At 64.1% G+C, this 20,497-nt stretch carries 21 protein-coding genes; 12 read left to right on the top strand and 9 right to left on the bottom strand.

What is annotated here, in order from left to right:
• The first annotated feature begins 106 nt into the window (after positions 1-106).
• The 5 genes from rpmI to ihfA all read left to right on the top strand — a co-directional run bounded on the left by rpmI (position 107) and on the right by ihfA (position 4,656).
• Positions 107-301, top strand: a complete 195-nt coding sequence (gene rpmI, locus IOC61_RS01390) for a 50S ribosomal protein L35 (RefSeq protein WP_132041111.1) — start codon at positions 107-109, stop codon at positions 299-301.
• Positions 302-338: 37 nt separating this feature from the next.
• Positions 339-692, top strand: coding sequence for a 50S ribosomal protein L20 (rplT, locus tag IOC61_RS01385; protein WP_013332273.1), 354 nt, complete (start codon positions 339-341; stop codon positions 690-692).
• Between the two features lie 126 nt (positions 693-818).
• The gene (gene pheS / locus IOC61_RS01380) at positions 819-1,838 is read left to right on the top strand and encodes a phenylalanine--tRNA ligase subunit alpha (RefSeq protein ID WP_195687103.1); all 1,020 of its coding nucleotides are present in this window, start codon (positions 819-821) and stop codon (positions 1,836-1,838) included.
• 40 nt (positions 1,839-1,878) lie between these two features.
• A complete protein-coding gene (gene pheT / locus IOC61_RS01375; RefSeq protein ID WP_195687102.1) occupies positions 1,879-4,275 on the top strand; it encodes a phenylalanine--tRNA ligase subunit beta in 2,397 nt (798 codons plus the stop codon).
• A gap of 78 nt (positions 4,276-4,353) precedes the next feature.
• Positions 4,354-4,656: an integration host factor subunit alpha gene (ihfA, locus tag IOC61_RS01370; RefSeq protein WP_132041108.1), complete on the top strand. Its 303-nt coding sequence runs from the start codon at positions 4,354-4,356 to the stop codon at positions 4,654-4,656.
• A gap of 121 nt (positions 4,657-4,777) precedes the next feature.
• On the opposite strand, the gene IOC61_RS01365 is transcribed toward ihfA, so the two are convergent.
• Entirely contained in the window at positions 4,778-4,987 is a 210-nt protein-coding gene (locus IOC61_RS01365; protein WP_195687101.1) for a DUF2788 domain-containing protein, read from the bottom strand.
• Positions 4,988-5,179: 192 nt separating this feature from the next.
• On the opposite strand from IOC61_RS01365, the gene IOC61_RS01360 reads away from it, so the two are divergent.
• Positions 5,180-5,644 carry a flavodoxin gene (locus tag IOC61_RS01360; RefSeq protein WP_195687100.1) on the top strand — a complete coding sequence of 155 codons (465 nt, stop codon included), beginning with the start codon at positions 5,180-5,182 and terminating at the stop codon, positions 5,642-5,644.
• Between the two features lies 1 nt (position 5,645).
• Positions 5,646-6,017 carry a hypothetical protein gene (locus IOC61_RS01355; RefSeq protein WP_195687099.1) on the top strand — a complete coding sequence of 124 codons (372 nt, stop codon included), beginning with the start codon at positions 5,646-5,648 and terminating at the stop codon, positions 6,015-6,017.
• A 45-nt stretch (positions 6,018-6,062) separates the two neighbouring features.
• On the opposite strand, the gene ppnN is transcribed toward IOC61_RS01355, so the two are convergent.
• Positions 6,063-7,424, bottom strand: coding sequence for a nucleotide 5'-monophosphate nucleosidase PpnN (ppnN, locus tag IOC61_RS01350; RefSeq protein WP_229332850.1), 1,362 nt, complete (start codon positions 7,422-7,424; stop codon positions 6,063-6,065).
• Positions 7,425-7,524: 100 nt separating this feature from the next.
• Between ppnN and IOC61_RS01345 the strand changes: the two genes are divergently transcribed.
• On the top strand, positions 7,525-8,448 hold the full coding sequence (locus tag IOC61_RS01345) for a LysR family transcriptional regulator (RefSeq protein ID WP_195687098.1): 924 nt from the start codon (positions 7,525-7,527) through the stop codon (positions 8,446-8,448).
• Between the two features lie 113 nt (positions 8,449-8,561).
• On the opposite strand, the gene gcvP is transcribed toward IOC61_RS01345, so the two are convergent.
• Entirely contained in the window at positions 8,562-11,456 is a 2,895-nt protein-coding gene (gene gcvP, locus IOC61_RS01340) for an aminomethyl-transferring glycine dehydrogenase (RefSeq protein ID WP_195687097.1), read from the bottom strand.
• 106 nt (positions 11,457-11,562) lie between these two features.
• Complete coding sequence (gcvH, locus tag IOC61_RS01335; protein WP_195687096.1) at positions 11,563-11,955, bottom strand: glycine cleavage system protein GcvH; 393 nt, start codon at positions 11,953-11,955, stop codon at positions 11,563-11,565.
• A gap of 445 nt (positions 11,956-12,400) precedes the next feature.
• Here gcvH and IOC61_RS01330 point away from each other — a divergent pair, with 445 nt between their 5' ends.
• Both IOC61_RS01330 and IOC61_RS01325 read left to right on the top strand, forming a co-directional pair.
• The gene (locus IOC61_RS01330; protein WP_195687095.1) at positions 12,401-13,807 is read left to right on the top strand and encodes an alanine/glycine:cation symporter family protein; all 1,407 of its coding nucleotides are present in this window, start codon (positions 12,401-12,403) and stop codon (positions 13,805-13,807) included.
• 184 nt (positions 13,808-13,991) lie between these two features.
• Positions 13,992-14,432, top strand: coding sequence for a hemerythrin domain-containing protein (locus tag IOC61_RS01325; RefSeq protein WP_195687094.1), 441 nt, complete (start codon positions 13,992-13,994; stop codon positions 14,430-14,432).
• A gap of 129 nt (positions 14,433-14,561) precedes the next feature.
• Here IOC61_RS01325 and IOC61_RS01320 read toward each other — a convergent pair whose 3' ends face one another.
• From IOC61_RS01320 to IOC61_RS01305, 4 genes are all read right to left on the bottom strand, one after another.
• A complete protein-coding gene (locus IOC61_RS01320) occupies positions 14,562-15,113 on the bottom strand; it encodes an alpha-ketoglutarate-dependent dioxygenase AlkB (protein WP_324254668.1) in 552 nt (183 codons plus the stop codon).
• Between the two features lie 41 nt (positions 15,114-15,154).
• Positions 15,155-16,084: a M23 family metallopeptidase gene (locus tag IOC61_RS01315; RefSeq protein ID WP_195687092.1), complete on the bottom strand. Its 930-nt coding sequence runs from the start codon at positions 16,082-16,084 to the stop codon at positions 15,155-15,157.
• Entirely contained in the window at positions 16,033-16,902 is an 870-nt protein-coding gene (locus IOC61_RS01310; protein WP_195687091.1) for an acyltransferase, read from the bottom strand. Before IOC61_RS01310 ends, IOC61_RS01315 begins: the two co-directional genes overlap by 52 nt.
• Positions 16,903-16,990: 88 nt before the next feature.
• Complete coding sequence (locus tag IOC61_RS01305; RefSeq protein WP_195687090.1) at positions 16,991-17,893, bottom strand: LysR family transcriptional regulator; 903 nt, start codon at positions 17,891-17,893, stop codon at positions 16,991-16,993.
• A 177-nt stretch (positions 17,894-18,070) separates the two neighbouring features.
• Here IOC61_RS01305 and IOC61_RS01300 point away from each other — a divergent pair, with 177 nt between their 5' ends.
• Positions 18,071-18,772, top strand: coding sequence for a CoA transferase subunit A (locus IOC61_RS01300; RefSeq protein ID WP_195687089.1), 702 nt, complete (start codon positions 18,071-18,073; stop codon positions 18,770-18,772).
• Between the two features lie 58 nt (positions 18,773-18,830).
• Entirely contained in the window at positions 18,831-19,490 is a 660-nt protein-coding gene (locus tag IOC61_RS01295; RefSeq protein ID WP_195687088.1) for a CoA transferase subunit B, read from the top strand.
• Between the two features lie 159 nt (positions 19,491-19,649).
• On the opposite strand, the gene IOC61_RS01290 is transcribed toward IOC61_RS01295, so the two are convergent.
• Positions 19,650-20,417, bottom strand: a complete 768-nt coding sequence (locus IOC61_RS01290) for a DUF1338 family protein (RefSeq protein ID WP_195687087.1) — start codon at positions 20,415-20,417, stop codon at positions 19,650-19,652.
• Positions 20,418-20,497 lie beyond the last annotated feature (80 nt).

Here is a 20,497-nt window from a genome sequence, read left to right as displayed (position 1 = left end):
CAGCAGTACCAAAAGAAGTGATCCGGTGGCCGGTTCAACGGGCGCAAGGTGTCATGCCTTGCGTCGGCCTCGGGTTTTCTGAAGAACCTCGAGCGGAGTTATTCTCATGCCGAAGATCAAGAGCAACAGCGGCGCTGCCAAGCGCTTCAAGAAGACGGCCAACGGCTTCAAGCACAAGCAGTCGTTCCGTAGCCACATCCTGACCAAGAAGTCCACCAAGCGTAAGCGTCAACTGCGTGGCATGAAGCAGATTCACGACGCGGACAAGCCGCTCATTCAGCGGATGCTGCCCAACCTGTAAGACCCTTGGTAGAACCATTTTTCGTCAGGAGTAAGCTATGACTCGTGTCAAGCGGGGCGTCGTCGCCCGTCGCCGTCACAAGAAGATTCTCAAGCAGGCCAAGGGTTACTACGGTGCCCGGAGCCGCGTCTTTCGCGTCGCCAAGCAGGCGGTCATCAAGGCAGGCCAGTACGCCTACCGCGACCGTCGTCAGCGCAAGCGTCAGTTCCGTGCCCTGTGGATCCAGCGTATCAACGCCGGTGCCCGTCAGCATGGCCTGTCCTACAGCCGCTTCGTCGGTGGCCTGAAGAAGGCCGGAATCGAGATCGACCGCAAGGTCCTGGCTGACCTGGCCGTCAACGAGAAGGCAGCCTTCGCTGCCATCGTCGAGAAGGCCAAGGCTGCCCAGTAAGAGACAGCGTCATTTTCGGCCACCCGGCTTCTGCCGGGTGTCTGTAGGCGTCGCAGGGGAAGAGCAGCCGCTCTTCCCCTGTTTTTTTAGCCCTGTGTTTTACGTATCGAATTCGGAGCGCAACGGATGGACCACCTTCCCAACCTGGTCACCGAGGCCCGCCAGGCGATCCAGGCCGCCGACAGCATCCCGGCACTGGACGAGCTGCGCGTGCGCTACCTCGGCAAGAAGGGCGAGATCACCGCGCTGCTCAAGGGGCTGGGCAAGCTGCCCGCCGCCGAGCGCCCGGCTGCCGGCGAGCGAATCAACGAGGCCAAGCAGGCCCTGGGGGCCGAGCTTGAGTCGCGCAAGGCCACTCTCGAGAAGGCCGCCCTTGAGGCGCGTCTCGCCGCCGAGCGACTCGATGTGACCCTCCCCGGGCGTGGTCAGCCCAGCGGTGGGCTGCACCCGGTGACTCGCACCCTGGAGCGCATCGAGAGCCTGTTCACCCGCGTTGGCTATGACGTCGCGGTGGGCCCCGAGATCGAGGATGACTACCACAACTTCGAGGCGCTCAATATTCCCGCCCATCACCCGGCGCGGGGCATGGCCGACACCTTCTACTTCGACGCTACCCGGCTGCTGCGCACCCACACCTCGCCGGTTCAGGTGCGCACCATGAAGGAGGGTAGTCTGCCGATTCGTATCGTCTGCCCCGGGCGGGTCTACCGCAGTGACTCGGATCTCACCCATACCCCGATGTTCCACCAGGTGGAGGGACTGCTGGTTGACGAGGGGGTGAACTTCGCCGATCTCAAGGGCACGATCGAGGACTTCCTGCATGCCTTCTTCGAGCGTGACGATCTCTCGGTGCGCTTCCGGCCCTCCTATTTCCCCTTCACCGAGCCCTCCGCCGAGGTCGATATCCAGTGCGTGATGTGCGCAGGCGAGGGGTGTCGGGTGTGTGGCCACAGCGGCTGGCTGGAAGTGATGGGCTGCGGCATGGTGCACCCCGAAGTGTTCCGGCACGCCGGCATCGACAGCGAGCGCTATACCGGCTTCGCCTTCGGCATGGGAGCCGAGCGCCTGGCGATGCTGCGCTATGGGGTCAACGACCTGCGGCTGTTCTTCGACAACGACCTGCGCTTCCTGCGCCAGTTCGCCTGATCGTCCACCGGAAACGCAGAACACAGCGATAGGATTTGTCATGAAATTTTCCGAACACTGGCTGCGCGAGTGGGTTTCCCCTCAGCTGGCAACCCAGGCACTGGCCGACCAGATCACCATGGCAGGGCTCGAGGTCGATGCCGTGGAGCCGGTAGCGGCGGCCTTCGAGGGCGTGATGGTAGCCGAGGTGGTAGAGAAGCAGCAGCACCCGGATGCCGACAAGCTCAGCGTCTGCCGGGTCGACGATGGCAGCGGTGAACCGGTTCAGGTGGTCTGTGGTGCACCCAATGTGGCGGCGGGGCAGAAGGTGGCCTTCGCTCGAGTGGGCGCGGTGCTGCCCGATGACGCCAAGGCGTCGGGTTTCAAGATCAAGAAGGCCAAGCTGCGGGGGCAGGAGTCCCGTGGCATGATCTGCTCGGCGTCCGAGCTGGGGCTCGAGGAGGAGACCTCCCCGGGCATCCTGGTGCTGCCCGCCGATGCACCGAAGGGCGAGGACCTGCGCGCCTGGCTGGGGCTGGACGACTGCACCATCGAGGTCGACCTGACCCCCAACCGCGGCGACTGCCTGAGCCTCAAGGGCCTGGCCCGTGAGGTCGGCGTGCTCAACCGTCTTCCTGTTCAGGGCCCCGCATGCGAGGCGGTACCGGCGAGCCATGATGAGACCTTTGCGGTTCGCGTCGAGGACGCCGAGCGCTGCCCCCGCTATATCGGGCGGTTGATCAAGGGGGTCGACGTCACCGTCGAGACCCCGCTGTGGATGGTTGAGCGCCTGCGCCGTGGTGGTGTGCGCAGCATCGACCCGGTCGTCGATATCACCAACTATGTGATGCTCGAGCTGGGGCAGCCGCTGCATGCCTTCGATCGCGACAACCTTCGCGGTGCGGTGATCGTGCGCCTGGCCCGGGAGGGAGAGCGTCTGGTGCTGCTCGACGGCCAGGAGGTCAGCCTCGATGCCTCGACCCTGGTGATCGCCGACGAACGCGGCCCGCTGGCCATCGCCGGGGTGATGGGCGGGGAGCAGTCGGGCGTCAACGAGAAGACCCGCGACATCTTCCTCGAGTCGGCATTCTTCACGCCCCTGGCGGTGGCCGGTCAGGCGCGTGACTATGGCCTGCACACGGATGCCTCTCATCGCTTCGAGCGCGGTGTCGACCCCCAGTTGACCCGTGAGGCGGTCGAGCGGGCCACGGCCCTGCTGCTCGATATCGTAGGCGGTGAGGCCGGGCCCCTGGTCGAGGTAGCCAGCGACGACCACCTGCCTGCATCGCGTCGCGTCGCTCTGCGGCGTACACGGCTCGAGCAGGCCCTCGGCAAGACGTTTGCCGTCGAGGAGGTGAGCGAGATACTCGAGCGGCTCGGCATGGATGTCGAGGCGACCGATGCCGAATGGCGTGCCGAGGTGCCGAGCTGGCGGTTCGATATCGCCATCGAGGAGGATCTCATCGAGGAGGTGGCGCGTATCCATGGCTACAACCGCCTACCGGTCCGCCGCCCCCAGGCCCGTCTGGGTCTGCGCAGCGATCATGAGGCGCGCACGCCGCTGGCCCGCCTGCGGCGTCAGATGGTGGCGCGTGGCTACCAGGAGGCGGTGACCTACAGCTTCGTCGCGCCCGAGCTGCAGAAGACACTGCTTCCCGAGGCGGTGTCGCCGGTGCTGGCCAACCCCATCTCCGCGGACCTCTCGGTGATGCGGGCCAGCCTCTTTCCGGGGTTGATCCGGACCCTGCAGTACAACCTAAATCGCCAGCAGAGCCGGGTCCGGCTGTTCGAGACCGGTCTCATCTTTCGTGGCGAGCTCGATGATCTGGCACAGGTGCCGATGCTGGGCGCGCTGGTATGTGGCAGCCGCGAACCGGAGGGCTGGGCCGCCGAGCGTATGGCGGTCGACTTCTTCGACCTGAAGGGCGATCTCGAGAGCCTAATGGCCATGGGCGGTGATGCCGAGGCGTGGCGCTTCGAGCCCGCCGAGCACCCCTCACTGCATCCGGGGCAGTGTGCCCGTCTGCTGTATCGCGGTGAGGAGGCCGGCTGGATCGGCACCCTGCATCCGGCGGTGCGTGCCCAGCTGGGACTCAAGGTCGATGCGTTGCTCTTCGAGGTTCGCCTCGATGCCCTGACCCACGGCCGTGTGCCGGCCTTTATGCCGCTATCGCGCTACCCCGAGGTGCGCCGCGATCTGGCGTTCCTGGTGGATGAGAATCTGCCCGTGCAGGCGCTGCTGGACACCCTGCGTGCCGAGGCGGGAGAGTGGCTGAGCGAATGCCGCTTGTTCGACGTCTACCAGGGCAAGGGCGTGCCGGAAGGGCGCAAGAGCGTTGCCCTGGGCTTGACCTGGCAGCATCCTTCGCGCACGCTTAATGACGAGGAAATCAATCAGTTGGTCGATGCCATCGTCAACGAGTCCCGGCAACACCTGGGGGCCGAGCTACGTACGTAGTGGGGTATCTCCACGGGGCGAGGCAGGTGGGTGTCGATCGTCTAGCGGGCCCGCAAGGGCCTGGAGAGGAGAGCAGCGATGGGTGCACTGACCAAGGCGGAGCTCGCCGAACACCTGCATGCCGAACTCGGCCTCTCCAAGCGGGAGGCCAAGTCCATGGTAGAGGCCTTCTTCGAGGAGATCCGTGGGTGCCTGAGGGAGAACGAGCAGGTCAAACTGTCCGGCTTCGGCAACTTCGATCTGCGCGACAAGCGCGAACGGCCCGGGCGCAATCCCAAGACGGGCGAGGAGATCCCCATCTCCGCGCGTCGAGTGGTGACCTTCCGGCCGGGGCAGAAGCTGAAGAGTCAGGTCGAAGGGTATCGTGGAGAGCACCACTGACGCTGCCGACGGCATCACCCTCCAGCGATAACAGCCGGTAACGACTCGTCAAGAACGAAGGGCCACCCCGATGGGGTGGCCCTTCCTGTTTTTCATGCTGCTCTTTTCATGCTGGGCATGGCTATACGGCGCCACCGTTCTCCAGGACCCAGGTGATGATCACCTTGAGCACATAGCCGAGCATGCCTGCGCCCAGCACCACAAACAGCATGATGGTGCCGAATCGGCCGGCATTGGACTTCTTGGCAAGGTCCCAGATGATGAAGCACATGAAGAGGATCAGGCCGCCGATCATCAGCGGCGTGATCCATGCCTCGAACGTCTGCTGCATGATATCTCCGTCAGGGGTGAAACCCCCTATTATACGCGGGTCGAGGCGGAGATGAGATTGTTGCCATGCGACATAGTGCCCCGCGATGGATCCGGGTCGAGACCGGGTCGGCAGCGGCTTGCCTCACGCCGGATGCGGGGCAATCGCGAGATATGTTACCATTTACGCAAATTTATTAGGAAAATCCGTGACATGCCAAAACTCAATATCTTCGTGGGAACCATGTATGGCGGCGCTCTGGATGTTGCCGAGCAGGTCAAGCCACTGTTCGAGGAGGCGGGGCATGAGGTGGAGATCTTCGAGAATCCCACTCTGGAGGACCTGACCGCCGCCGACGCCGACCTGGCGCTGTTCTGTGTCTCGACCACCGGTAGCGGTGACTACCCCGGCAGCTTCGCCTCCTTTGCCCAGGCCATCGCCGAGAAGAGTCCGGGGCTCGGCTCGCTGCGCTACGGGCTGATTGCCCTGGGGGACAGCTCCTACGGCGATACCTTCTGTGGTGCCGGCCGCCAGCTCGATGAACTGCTGGAGGGGCAGGGCGCCCAGCGGCTGGGGGAGCGTCTCGAGGTCGATGCCATGGAGACCTTCATGGCCGACGATGCGGCCATTCCGTGGGTCGAGGAGTGGATCGAGTCACAGCAGCTGAAGGTCGCCTGAGATGGGTGGCCAGCCGACCGCCGAACGGCTCAGCCTGCTGCTGGGTCTCGCCCTGCTGATGCTCGCCAGCCTGCCGCGCTATCTGGTGGGCGGTCATGGCAACCGTTTCAACCTGATGCTGATGGCGCTGGCCGTGGTCTGCCTGGTGGGCGTGCTGCAGTGGCGACTGCTGGATGTGGCCGACAGGGCGCGTCTGCCTCGGTTGCTGGGTCGCCTGGGACTATGCCTACTGGCCGGTGTCGCCGGAATGGGCGGCTGGCATGCCCTGTTCAGCGACTTTATCGGCTGGGAGCTATGGCTCTCCCATGGCACCACCCTGGGGCTGCTGCTGCATGCCCTTGGTCTCTGGGTGAAGCCGCTGTCTAGTGGATAGCCGGGACAGTCTCCCATACCCTCGGGGGGCTGTCCCGGCGAGGGCTTACCCAAGCGTATAGCAGGGCTCGTAGTCACCGGTAAGCTTCATCCGCCCCTGGGCGACGAAGGAGTCGAGCAGCGCATCCAGGCGTGACATCAGCTCGGGCTCGGCCTTGAGCCGGAAGGGGCCGTGGGCCTTGATGGCGCGGATACCCTGCTCCTTGACGTTGCCGGCGACGATGCCCGAAAAGGCCCGACGCAGGTTGGCGGCCAGTTCGTGTACCGGCTGCTGGCTGTCCAGCGCCAGGTTGGCCATGGCCTCGTGGGTAGGCTCGAAGGGAGCCTGGAAGTGGCGGTCGATGGTCAGCCGCCAGTTGTAGTAGAAGGCATCCTGGCGTGCACAGCGGTACTCGGTGACCTCGTCGACGCCCTTGCGCATGGCGCGTGCCACCTCGATGGAGTCGTCGATGATGATGCGATAGCGGCGGCGTGCCTCCTCGCCCAGCGTGTAGACGAGGAACTCGTCGATGCGCTGGAAGTAGTCGGCGCTGCTGGCCGGGCCGGTAAAGATCACCGGCATCGTCATGTCGGCGTTGTCGGGATGCAGCAGGATCCCCAGCAGGTAGAGGATCTCCTCGGCGGTGCCTACCCCACCGGGAAAGACAATGATGCCATGGCCGAGGCGAACGAAAGCCTCAAGGCGCTTCTCGATATCGGGCATCACCACCAGTTCATTGACGATGGGATTGGGTGCCTCCGCGGCGATGATGCCGGGCTCGGAGACCCCCAGGTAGCGCCCTTGATGGCGCCGCTGCTTGGCATGAGCGACGTTGGCCCCTTTCATCGGGCCCTTCATGGCGCCGGGACCGCAGCCGGTGCAGATATCCAGGTCGCGCAGCCCCAGCTGATAGCCGACATCCTTGCTGTAGTCGTACTCCTCCCGTGAGATCGAGTGGCCGCCCCAGCACACCACCAGGCTCGGGTCGATGCCGGGCTTGAGGGTGCCGGCCTTGCGCAGGATATGAAACACCGCGTTGGTGGTCCCTTCGCCGGTGGTCAGGTCGAAGCGCTGGTGGCCCTGGATCTCGTTGTAGACGTAGACGATATCGCGCAGTATCGAGGAGAGATGCTCGCGTATGCCACGAATCATCTTGCCGTCGACGAAGGCCTCGGCCGGGGCATTGGTCAGCTTGAGGCGGATGCCCCGGTCCTGAGGCACTACCTCGATATCGAAGTCGGCGTAGGCCTCCATCAGGGCCAGGCCGTCGTCGGTGGGCGAGCCGCAGTTGAGAACGGCCAGCGCACAGCGGCGCAGCAGGTCGTGCAGACCGGCGCGGGAGGTGTCATGCAGCCGCGCCACCTCATGCTGAGAGAGAATCTCGAGGCTGCCTTCCGGCGAAATGGTGGTAGAGATGGTATCGGGCATGTGGGCGTCCTTGTCGTGCGGAAACGTGCACTTCTGATGCTATCACGCCGCGCCTGATTGCAGTGATAGAATCATTTCTCCACTCGTCGTGTGATCCCACATGTTTAACGCGCTCTACTTCAGAACTTTCATCACCCTTGTCGAGACCGGCAGCTTCACCCAGACCGCGCATCGACTGGAGATGACCCAACCCGGGGTCAGTCAGCATGTGCGCAAGCTCGAGCGCTATCTGGACAAGTCACTACTTGAGCGTCACGGACGGCGCTTCACGCTGACCGAGGCGGGGCGGCGGGTCTATGATTATGCCCTCAAGCTGTTCGCCGAACACGAGCAGTTTCGCCACTCCCTGGACGCCGACTCGACCTATTCGGGAGACTGTCGGCTTGCTTCGCCAGGCAGCGTGGGCGCGATGCTCTACCCCTTTCTGCTCGGGCAGCAGCAGATGCATCCCGAACTGACGGTCAGCTACAGCTTCGCGTTCAATCAGGAGATCTCCCAGGATGTGCTGGCCGGCCGCTATGACCTGGGTATCGTCACCGAGCCCATGCGCCATCCCGATCTCGAGGTGACACTCTGGCATCACGAGCCACTCTGCCTGGTGGTTCCGGCGGATTTCGCCGGGACCGGCCTGGCCGAGCTGATGGGGATCGGTTTTATCAGCTACTTCGATGGGCTGAATCATGCCAGCGCCCTGCTGCGCGGCAACTTCCCCCGCGAGTTTCGTTCCATGAGCCACTTCCGCCGCCAGGGCTTCACCAATGAAGTGGGCATGGTGATGGATGCCGTGGCGCGGGGGTTGGGCTTTACGGTGGTATCACGGCCCGTGCTCGAGACATCGCCCTGGCAGCGTCAGGTCAAGGCGCTGGAGCTGCCCGTGGCGGTATATGAAACCCTCTATCGCGTCACCCGGGCGGGTAGCGAAATGCCGCGCCGCTATGTCCGGCTGCTGGAGGACTTTCGCGAGCAGCGTCGTCTCGCCCTGCATGGCTATGGGGACTCGCCTGAGGTCGAGCCATTGCCGTAGTAAAAAAATGCCACGGTACAATAATTGCCACGGTACAAAGAATTGCCACAGCACAAAAAAGGGCCCCGCACCAGCGGGGCCCTTTGACATGACGCGCAGCTGCCTCGCGGGCGTCAGTCGCGATACTCGTCGATGCTCGGGCACGAGCAGATCAACTGGCGATCACCGAAGACGTTGTCGACCCGGTTGACCGCCGGCCAGTACTTGGCTGCCTTGACGGCCTCGCTGGGGAAGGCACCGAGTTCGCGCGAGTAGGGGCGCTCCCAGCCGTCATCCATCAGGTCGGCCATGGTGTGGGGCGCCCGTACCAGCGGGTTGTCGTCGACGGGCCACTCGCCGGCCTCGACCCGGGTGATCTCTTCGCGAATGCCGATCATGGCGTCGCAGAAGCGGTCGATCTCGTAGAGTGATTCCGACTCGGTGGGTTCGATCATCAGCGTTCCCGGCACCGGGAAGGACATGGTCGGGGCGTGGAAGCCATAGTCCATCAGACGCTTGGCGATGTCTTCCTCGCTGATGCCGGAGCTGGCCTTGAGCGGGCGAATATCGATGATGCACTCATGGGCCACGGTACCGTTCTCCCCCTTGTAGAGGACCGGGTAGTGGTCGCCCAGGCGCTTGGCGATATAGTTGGCGTTGAGGATCGCCAGCTCGGTGGCCTCACGCAGTCCCCGGGCGCCCATCATCTTGATGTAGGCCCAGGAGATCGGCAGGATCGAGGCGCTGCCGAAGGCCGCCGCGGATACCGCGCCGCACTCGGCGTTGACACCGTCGATGGGTGTTACCACATGGTTGGAGACGAAGGGGGCCAGGTGTGCCTTGACACCGATCGGGCCCATGCCCGGTCCGCCGCCACCGTGGGGGATACAGAAGGTCTTGTGCAGGTTGAGGTGACTGACATCACCGCCGAAGTCGCCGGGGCGCGAGAGGCCCACCTGAGCGTTCATGTTGGCGCCGTCGACGTAGACCTGGCCGCCATGTTCGTGAACGACCGCGCACACCTCGCGTACCCCGGCCTCGAAGACGCCGTGGGTGGAGGGGTAGGTGATCATGATCGCCGACAGGGCATCACTGTGCTTTTCCGCCTTGGCCCGCAGGTCCGCGATGTCGATATTGCCCTCGGCGTCGCACTCGACCACCACGACCTTCATGCCGACCATGGCGGCAGAGGCGGGGTTGGTGCCGTGGGCCGAGCTGGGGATCAGGCAGATATCGCGATGCCCCTCGCCGATGGACGCCTGGTAACGGCGAATGGCCACCAGACCGGCATACTCGCCCTGGGCCCCGGAGTTGGGCTGCATGGAGATATGGTCGTAGCCGGTGATCTCCACCAGGAAGGCGGAAAGCTCGTCGATCATTTGCTTGTAGCCGGCGACCTGGTCGCGGGGCACGAAGGGGTGCACCGTGGCGAACTCCGGCCAGGTGATGGGGATCATCTCGCTGGTGGCGTTGAGCTTCATGGTGCACGACCCCAGCGGAATCATGGCGTGGGCCAGCGACAGGTCCTTGTTCTCCAGGCGCTTGAGGTAGCGCAGCATCTCGGTCTCGCTGCGGTAGCGCGTGAAGGTGGGGTGGGTCAGGAAGTCACTCTCACGGCGGCAGGCCGCGGGGATGCCGCTCGTCCCATCGGACAGCGCCCGCTCGTCGAGCTCGCGAACCGAGAGGCCATGCTCCTCGCCGAGCAGCACGTCGAAGAGAACGTCGAGATCGTGGGCCGTGGTGGTCTCATCCAGGCTGATGCCGACGTCGCCATTGTCGAAGTAACGGACGTTGATCTCATGGGTGAGGCAGCGCCCGTGGATCTTGCCCGCATCGACGCCGGTCAGGCGCAGGGTGTCGAACCAGCTGTCGTGGGCCAGTGCCACCCCTTTCTCCTGAAGGCCCAGGGCCAGGAGGGTGGTCAGGCGATGGATGCGCCCGGCGATGGTGCGCAGCCCCTCGGCACCGTGGTAGACAGCGTAGAAGCCGGCGATATTGGCCAGCAGTGCCTGAGCGGTGCAGATGTTGGAGGTGGCCTTCTCGCGGCGGATATGCTGCTCGCGAGTCTGCATCGCCATGCGCAGCGCCTGGCCGTCACGGCTGTCCTTGGAGACGCCGATGATGCGCCCCGGGATCGAGCGCTTGAGTTTGTCGGTGGTGGCGAAGAAGGCGGCATGGGGTCCCCCGAAGCCCATGGGGACGCCGAACCGCTGGGTGGTACCGACGACGATATCGGCACCCAGTGCGCCGGGCTCCTTGAGCAGCACCAGGCTCATGATATCGGCGGCCACGCAGGTCATGATGCCGCGCTTGCCGGCCGCCTCCAGCAGCGGCGCCAGATCGGTCACCCGGCCGCTCTCGCCAGGGTACTGGAGCAGGGCGCCGAAGGCATCGACCTCGGCGAGCTGTTCCGCCGGGGCGACGACCAGTTCGAAGCCGAAGTAGGCGGCACGGGTGCGCACCACGTCCAGGGTCTGGGCCAGGACATCATCGGCGACGAAGAAGACATCGCTCTTGGCCTTCCGGTTGGCGCGCTTGCACAGGGCCATCGCTTCGGCGGCGGCGGTGGCCTCGTCGAGCAGCGAGGCGTTGGCCAGCTCCATGCCGGTCAGGTCCATGACCATCTGCTGGAAGTTGAGCAGCCCTTCAAGGCGGCCCTGGGAGATCTCGGGCTGGTAGGGCGTGTAGGCGGTATACCAGCCGGGGTTCTCGAGGACGTTGCGCTGGATCACCGTCGGCAGGTGGGTACCGTGGTAGCCCTGTCCCAGATAGCTCTTGTAGGTCCGGTTCTGGGCGGCCAGGCGCTTGAGGTAGTCGAGTGCCTCGGCCTCGCTACGCGGCGGTTCGAGGTCGAGCTCCCGGCCCAGGCGAATATCGCTGGGCACGGTGCGTTCGATCAGGGTGTCCAGGCTTTGCATGTCCAGCTCGGCGAGCATGGCCTTCACGTCCTGCTCGCGGGGTCCGTTATGGCGTTGGATAAAGGCATCATGAGCGGCCAGATCGGCCAGGCGGCGGTTGTCGAGAGCCATGTCACACCCTGTCGATAAAGTAAGGACCGGTCGCCGTCACAGGCGGCACGGTAGAACGTGGAAGCCCCGACCCAGCGGGCCGGGGAGTGAGGCAATCAGCGCAGGATCAGTCGTCGGCGCTGGCCACGGCCTGGTAGCCGTCGGCGTCCAGCAGGTCGTCGATCTGGGTGGCGTCCTCGAGACGCACCTTCATGATCCAGCCATCCTCATAAGGGGACTCGTTCAGCGTCTCGGGGGCGTCTTCCAGCGCCTCGTTGACCTCGATGACCTCGCCGGCCACCGGGGCGTAGAGGTCGGAGGCGGCCTTGACCGACTCGACCACACCGAACTCCTCCTTGAGCTCGAGGGTACGGCCCAACTCGGGCAGTTCGACGAAGACGACGTCACCCAGGGCTTCCTGGGCATGATCACTGATGCCGATGGTCACGGTGCCGTCGCCATTGTCGAGGACCCACTCGTGGCTGTCGGCGTAGCGCAGATTGGCAGGAATAGAGCTCATCGATATTTCCTATAAGAAAAGTTTTTCCAGACAGGGGAATGCTACCGCCATCGGCGGCGTTTGGCGAGTCCATCATCATCGCCAGGGGCTCACTCTGATGGCTCGTCACTCAGGGTGGCGGGTCGCGAGGTATTCGTCCAGTTTTGGCGCCGTCACCCCCTTCATGTTTCTGATCGGAAACATGAGGGAGGCGGAGGGGCGACGGTTGAACGTGCGTCGTTCGTCTGGGTGGTGCGATGACCATAAAATCCGCTATGTTACGCGGGATTGTGTTGGGGTTCGCATGGCCGGTTAGCCATGCTGCGGCGAATCATGCGCCAGAGCCATGGTGATCGATTCTCGCGGTACAGGTTCACGGATCGGTTGCCCGTCGTTCGTTGATCGAGGTGCGAACAGTGGGCGGTGAGCCGCAGCGCATAACAATAAACCGCTTAGGGAGATTCACGTGGAAACCTTGAACAGTATCTTCAGCGCCATCAACGGCGTGGTCTGGGGGCCATTGATGCTCATCCTGTTGCTCGGGGTGGGGATCTACCTGCAGGCTGGCCTCAAGCTGATGCCGATCCGCAAGCTGGGGGAAGGCTTCAAGCTGATGTGGCAGGGGCGTGATGGCAAGCACACCCCCGATGGCAAGTCGAAGGGCGAGGAGGATGGCGAGATCTCGCCCTTCAACGCCCTGATGACCGCGCTGTCGGCGACCATCGGCACCGGTAATATCGCCGGCGTGGCCACCGCTATCGCCCTGGGTGGCCCCGGTGCGGTGTTCTGGATGTGGATCACCGCCCTGGTGGGCATGGCCACCAAGTTCGCCGAGGCGGTGCTGGCGGTTCGCTTCCGGGAAACGGACAGCACCGGCTACCATATCGGTGGTCCGATGTACTACATCAAGAATGGCCTGGGTCGTAAGTGGCTGTGGCTGGGTGGTGCCTTCGCCTTCTTCGGCGCCGTCGCCGCCTTCGGCATCGGTAATACCGTGCAGTCCAACTCGGTGGCCGACGCCCTCGACAGCACCTTCGGGCTGCCCCACTGGGTCACCGGTGTGGTGATCATGGTGCTGGCCGGCGCGGTGATCCTCGGCGGCATCAAGCGGATCGCCAAGGTGGCGGGCAAGCTGGTTCCGATCATGGGTATCGCCTATGTGATCGCGGGTCTGTTCGTGCTGGCGATCAACGCCGACCAGATCGGCAGCGCCTTCGGCATGATCTTCACCTACGCCTTCAATCCCCACGCCGCCGTCGGTGGTTTCGCCGGTGCGGCCGTGATGGCGGCCATTCGCTTCGGCGTGGCGCGCGGGATCTTCTCCAACGAGGCGGGCCTGGGCAGTGCGCCCATCGCGCATGCCGCGGCGCAGACCAAGAACCCGGTTCGCCAGGGTCTGATCGCGATGCTGGGTACCTTTATCGATACCATCATCGTCTGCTCCATCACCGCCCTGGTGATCCTGACGGCCGGCGTATGGAAGACGGGCGAGGCCGGCGCTTCGCTGACCGCGCTCTCCTTCGACGCGGCACTGCCGGGCCTGGGCAACGAGGTGGTATCACTGGCACTGGCGGTGTTTGCCTTTACCACCATCCTGGGGTGGTCCTTCTACGGTGAGAAGTGCTTCCAGTTCCTGTTCGGCACCCGCTCGATCATGCTCTACCGGGTATTGTTCGTGCTGGCGATTCCGGTGGGGGCGCTGGCGAGCCTGGGCTTCATCTGGCTGATGGCCGACACCTTCAATGCCATGATGGCGATTCCCAACCTGATCGCCCTGGCACTGCTGTCGCCGGTGGTGTTCAAGCTGGCACGCGCCTACTTCAATGGCGAAGACGTGCTGCCGGGCGAGGAGCTGGACCACGACAAGTCGTGATCCCGCAGGCTTGTGCAGCATCACAGGAGGCGCCCCGCGGGGCGCCTCCTGTCGTTGGGAGCTCCGTTGTGGCTAGCGTCGCGAGATTGTCGTTGTCGCCCTTGCCTACCAGACTGGTACCGAGGCCCTGCCGGCCAGGCAGTGCGCCTATCCATGACATCGATGACTACCGGGGGAGAGTGCCATGACAATTTTCGAGGCCCTGCGTGAGAGCCACGACAAGCAGCGTCGACTGTTATCGCTGCTGGTCGAAACCAGCGGTGACAGCGATGGGCGCGACGAGCTCTATCGGCGCCTGCGCGCCGAACTGATCAATCATGCCGGGGCCGAGGAGCGTTCTCTCTACGTACCGATGATGGAGTACGACCTGACCCAGGAGAAGGCGAGGCACAGTGTCGCCGAGCATCACGAGATTGATGAGGCGCTCGAGGCGCTCGATACCACGGACTACAGCTCGCCGGGCTGGCTGGCCGCGGCCAGGAAGCTGCAGGAGCTGGTGCTTCATCACCTGGAGGAGGAGGAGCAGGAGGTCTTTCAGCTGGCCGGGCGGGTATTCGATGACACCACCAAGTCGAAACTGGCCAGGACCTATCGGGAGGAGATGCAGGAGCGTGAGACGCCCTAGGTGTCCAGTCCCAGGGGGGGGGCGGGCCAACTCCAGGGCCCGTGTGAGGTGACGCAGGTGCTGCGTAGGGGAGTGTTTTATACCGTTATCGAGCTATGCGCCGACCCATGAAACATCGCTTGTTCAGCATCAACCTGGCCCGAGGACTCGGCGAAAGGTCAGGCTGATGCGCAGGCCCGGGATGCGTCGGGGCAGTAGGGCATGCTGTAACTGCGCCTGGACCCCGGGCCCCATCACCAGCAGGCTGCCGTGGGGTAGCCAGAGGTTGAAGGCGGGGGCCTGGCGGTTCTTCCAGCGAAAGCGCAGCGGACGCTCGGCGCCCAGGCTGAGCGCGGCAATCAGTGGGCTATCGCCGAGCTCGGGCTCATCATCGCTGTGCCACCCCATGCGTTCATCACCGTCGTTATAACGGTTAAGCAGCACGCTATTGAAGCGGGCATCGATTCCCTCCGAAGCGAGGGTGGCGACGACCCGATCGCGCAGGTCGGCCACGATCGGATGCCAGGGCTTGGGGGTGAAGTCACGCCCGGAATAGCGGTAGCAGGCTCTGGTATCCCCCATCCAGACCTGGCGACGTGGGATGGGGTGTTCGCGACCATACAGGCGCAGTGTGGGACGCTGCCAGCAGAGCGCTTGATCCAGCTGGCTCAGCAGGCGGTCGGACTCTGCGGGTGTCAGCACACCATGGCTAAGCCATAGGGGTGGTGCCTCCAGTACCCGCTTCAACGCAGCACGCGGCGCGGATTGACCGGCTTGCCGCCGTGGCGAAGGTCGAACAGCAGATCATGGCGTTCGGTGGCGTTGCTGTGACCCACGCTACAGAGTGCCTCCCCACGAGTGACGTCCTGACCACTTTCCACCAGCAGGCGATCGCAGAGGGCGTAGACGCTCTGCAGATTGTCGGGGTGATGGACGATTACCACCTTGCCGAGCTGACGCATGCTGCCGGCATAACGCACCTCGCCAGAGGCGACGGCCTTGGCCCTGGCGCCACGCTTGGTGGCCAGCAGCATGGGCTGCAGGGTGCCGTGGCTGTCGGTGCCGTAGGCTCTGGCGATGCGATAGTCATCCAGCGGCCAGGGCCAGCGACGCGCCGAGCCTGGGAGCGCCCCAGGATCCGGCAGGCTGGCGCGACGCGGGGCGCTCGGCTTGCTCGAGTTCGAGCTCGAGCCGCCACTGGAACGGGAAGCCGTGCTGCGCGCGGAAAGCGGAACCTGGATCAGCTGGCCGACCTTGAGCTGGGTGGGCCGTACACCGGGGTTGGCTGACTGGATACGCGAGGCCTGGGTCGCGAAGCGCCGGGCGATACGGGTGTAGGTATCACCGGGGCGCACCTGATAACGGTAGGGGCCACGGTAGGGGGCGCGTTCGCGCTGGGTGGGCATCAGCAGTCGCTGGCCAACGGCCAGGCGTCTGGCGTTCACATTCGGATTGAAGCGCTGCAGTCGCTCGAGGGGGATACCTGCGCGCTGTGCCAGGGTGCCCAGGGTGTCACCCCGCTGCACGATAACCCAGCCACCGTTACGAGAGGCCTTTGCCGCGTCGCGTGTGACCCTGTCGGTCGATTGTGAGGCGCACCCGGTAAGCAGCAGCAGAGCGATCAGAAGCGCGAGAGCCGTTCGTCCTTTTGCTGCCAAAGCGTATTGATCCATGAGTGGAAGCGTTCCTTGTCGCTGGCGTTGTCCTGGTAGTTGCCGCCATGCATCCAGTCTTCGACCGGCAGGACACGGGTCTGCATCACGATACGACCCTCGCGACCACACAGGTAGCCCCAGAAGCTCGGGTTCGGGTTGTCGTAGTGAAGGGTAACATCGGTGATGCCGGCGAGCTGATCGCCCAGCAGGTTGAGTACCTGAGCGACGCCGCCGGCGCGAGGCCTCAGCAGGTGCCGATAGGGTGACGCCTGGGCGGCCTGCTTGGCCGCTGTAAAGCGGGTGCCCTCCACGAAGTTGAAGATGGCGATGGGCATTTCATGGGCGCGCCGACACATGCGCTCCGTGGCTTCCTGGTCACGACGGGCGAGGTGAGGGTGGCGGGCCCTCTGCTCGGCGGTCATGCGGCGCATGAAGGGGTACTCGAGGGCCCACCAGGCCAGCCCCACGATGGGCACCCAGATCAATGCCCGCTTGAGAAAGAAGCGCGGCATGGGAATGCGACGATGCAGGGCGAAGAACAGCACGAAGATATCGGTCCAGCTGCGATGGTTGGAGAGCACCAGCCAGCCCTGCCGGCGGGAGAGGCCTTCCGGAATCTCGATCTCCAGATTCGGTTTCAGCCAGTGCCGCATCCACCACAGGTTGAGGCCGATCCAGTTGAGGGCTATCGCGTTAAGCAGCTTGAGCACCGCCAGGCGCAAGCGATGGCCCGGTGTCACCAGCTTGACCAGTGTCATCAGAAGCAGGGGAAGACCCCATAGCAGGGTGGTCAGGATAAGCAACAGCAGGCTGACAATGCCCCTGAGGGTCGACATGCCGGTCTCCATGAGTGATCACGATAATGGGGCAATGCTAAAGGATCCTCCGGTGCCTGCCCAGCACCGCCAGCAATCCCCCAGCCATCTAGGGAGTGACAGGGGGCTGGTCAGCGGCATGCTGGGTTTCGACGATGACCTCCTTCAGGGCCAGGGCGGCGGTGGAGAGTTCGCCATGGGTCAGGATGCCAACGGCGCGCTCGATGGCGGGGGCCTCCAGGGGCAGGCAACAGGCACCAAGCTCCTCCATCTGGGCACGGCACAACGAGGGGACGGCGCTGACGCCCAGTCCGCTGGCCACCATCCTGCCGACGGTGGCGAGCTGGTGGCTCTCGAAGGCGGTGGCCAGTGCCAGCCCCTCGGCCTCCAGCTGCTGCTCCAGCAGTCGGCGCACCATGGAGGGGCGCTGCAGGGCGATGAAGTCGTGGGTAAGCAGCATCTCCCAGTGAAGCCGGGCGTGCCGGGCGAGCAGCGAGCGGGGCGGCACCACGGCCACGAAGCGGTCATTGAACAGGGGGGTGAAGGCGAGGCTGCCCGTGGCCTCTGGCTCGAAGGCGATCCCCAGCTCCACCTGGCCGTTGCGTACCATGTCGATGACCTGCTCATTGATCACGTCATGCACGGTGATGTTGATGCGCGGATAACGTTGGCGAAATGCCATCAAGGCGGGGGGCAACAGATTGCTGGCGAAGGAGGGCATGGCGGCGACCCCGAGGCGTCCCATCTGCAGGGTGAAGCGCTGGCGCATCAGCTCTTCGGTGTTGTCCCACTCGGCCAGTAACCGCTTGGCCAGCGGGACCAGCGACTCGCCCTCTGGCGTCAGGCGCACACTGCGCGTGGTGCGCGTCAGCAGGCGTCCGCCGAGGCTCTCCTCGAGGCCCTTGATCGCCAGGCTCAGTGCTGGCTGGGAGAGGTGAAGATGCTCGCAGGCCTGTGTAAAGCTGAGGGTCTGGGCGACGGCCAGGAAGGCGCGCAGCTGTTTGGCGGTCATGGGTCGGGTATCCGCGAAGTCTATGCGACGAAAGTTAAATTAATAAGTCTTTGCGATCAAATGATAAAAAAAACAAACTTAACAAATATATTCCCTGAGCCAACACTGGGGTTACGACTCTCCACAGACCCGCTATTCTTCCCGGGTACTTTTCAGCCACAACAAATGAGGCGTCCTATGGCCGGATTCGACAAGCGCGTTAACTCCTATGAAGAGGCGATGGCAGGCATCGAGAGTGGCATGACCGTCGCCGCCGGTGGCTTTGGCCTCTGCGGTATTCCCGAGAACCTGATTGCTGAGATCAAGCGTCAAGGTGTGAAGGATTTGACCGTGATCTCCAACAACTGTGGCGTCGATGGCTTCGGCCTGGGGCTGCTGCTCGAGGACAAGCAGATCTCGCGGATCTATGCCTCCTATGTCGGTGAGAATGCGCTGTTCGAACAGCAGATGCTCAACGATGAGATCGAGGTCATCCTGACGCCTCAGGGTACCCTGGCCGAAAAGATGCGCGCCGGCGGCGCGGGCATCCCGGCCTTCTATACCGCCACGGGCTATGGCACGCCGATCGGTGAGGGCAAGGAGGTGCGCGAGTTCAATGGTCGTCCGCATATCCTCGAGGAAGCGTTTCACGCCGACTTCGCCATCATCAAGGGCTGGAAGGCCGACCGTTACGGTAACGTGGTCTACCGTGACACCGCTCAGAACTTCAACCCGCTGGCGGCCACCTGCGGTCGCATCACGGTGGTCGAGGTCGAGGAGATCGTCGAGCCGGGCGAGCTGAAGCCGGACCAGATCCACACCCCGGGGATCTATGTCGACCGTATCATCCAGGGCTCCTTCGAGAAACGCATCGAGAAGCGCACCGTGCGCGAAGCGTGACCCCCGCGCAACGAGCGTATATCACCGACCGTTTCTTATCGAACAAAGAGGCAACAAGATGGCACTGACTCGCGAACAGATGGCAATGCGCGTGGCGCGTGAGCTGGAAGATGGCTTCTACGTCAACCTCGGCATCGGCATTCCCACCCTGGTGGCCAACTATATCCCCGACGGGATCGACGTGATGCTGCAGTCAGAAAATGGCCTGCTCGGCATGGGGCGCTTCCCCACCGAGGAGGAGGTCGATGCAGACATGATCAATGCCGGCAAGCAGACGGTGACGGCGCGCCCCGGGGCGGCGATCTTCGACTCGGCGGAGTCCTTCGGCATGATCCGCGGCGGTCATGTCGACCTGACCGTGCTGGGCGCCTTCGAGGTCGATCAGAACGGCAACATCGCCTCCTGGATGATCCCCGGCAAGCTGATCAAGGGCATGGGCGGCGCCATGGACCTGGTCGCGGGCGCCGAGAATATCATCTGCACCATGACCCACGCCTCCAAGCATGGCGAGTCCAAGCTGCTCGAGAGCTGCAACCTGCCGCTGACCGGTGCTGGCTGTATCAACCGCGTGCTGACCGATCTCGCCTACCTGGAGATCAAGGATGGCGCCTTCCATCTCAAGGAGCGTGCACCGGGTGTCAGCGTGGAGGAGATCAAGGAGCTGACGGCGGGCAAGCTGGTGGTGCCCGACCATGTTCCGGAAATGACTTTCGACTGAAGCCGATCACTGCCCGATCCCGCCACGGCCCGGACGTTCAGCGTCCGGGCCGTGGCCGTTGATGGGTGGCGATTTTATGACCGTTGCGCCGCAGGTCCGATGGTCTCGGGGCCTGAGGAGAGTGCTTCACAACGTTATCCACAGAAAATGTGGATGAGCTCAGGAGAGTTCACAGCGGGTGTGATGGGGAAGCAGCAGCTCGACCAGGCGCTCCTGATGAGTGGTTACCGACTTCTCGACCAGCGCGATGCCGCCGGTTTCGACCCGATGTTCGTCCCCCTCGGCGAAGGGCAGGTTGCGCGAACCGGAGGGGTAGAAGCGATAGTCGACCATCGGCGAGATGGGGAAGAGGCCATGATGACGGTCACCGGTGCCGGCAAGGCCGGCCTCTTCCATTCCTCGGTGCAGGTCGTCAATCGAGGTGCCGAGACGTTGGCAGTCATATCCGACGTGATGCACGCGAGGGCCGTTAATGGCCAGTACCGCCGCCAGCGGGTGAGCCTGATGAAGCGCCTGGTAACGTTGCCACTCCGGCATCGGCCAGGGGCGCCCACGGCACAGGCGGTTGGGGCCGCGGTGTGCGGTCTCGGGGGCTCGCTCGACGAGCTCCTCGAGTAGCGCCCTCGGCTGTCTCGACAGGGTGCCGATCTGCAGCTCGGCGACCGCCAGCCATGGCCCCTCCTGAGGCGGCGCCAGTAGATTGACCAGCAACCCTCGATCCGCCATGGCGTGACGATGGCGGATGCGAAAGCCGAAGTGTTCGAGGGATGGCAGCAGGGCTTCCATGCCGTGATGGCGGTGATTGAGGGTCAGCAGGGCGAGATATTCTGCCGAGGCACCGGGGGGCCATAGACGCAGCCCGCCGATCTCCGGATGTTGATGAATGAAATCCAGCCATAGCTGCTGAATGAACTCTGCCCTCTGCATCGAACCCGCTTCCCTTGTCGGCATGACTGGCGGGAAGTATAGGCGCCGGCAGAGAAGCGCCTTTCAACGCCTGGACCACG

Origin of the sequence: Halomonas sp. KAO (assembly GCF_015595025.1) — a bacterium.
Lineage (GTDB): Bacteria > Pseudomonadota > Gammaproteobacteria > Pseudomonadales > Halomonadaceae > Halomonas.
The sequence above is the reverse complement of the archived record's forward strand: the minus strand, read 5'-3'. Positions and strand labels throughout refer to the sequence as shown.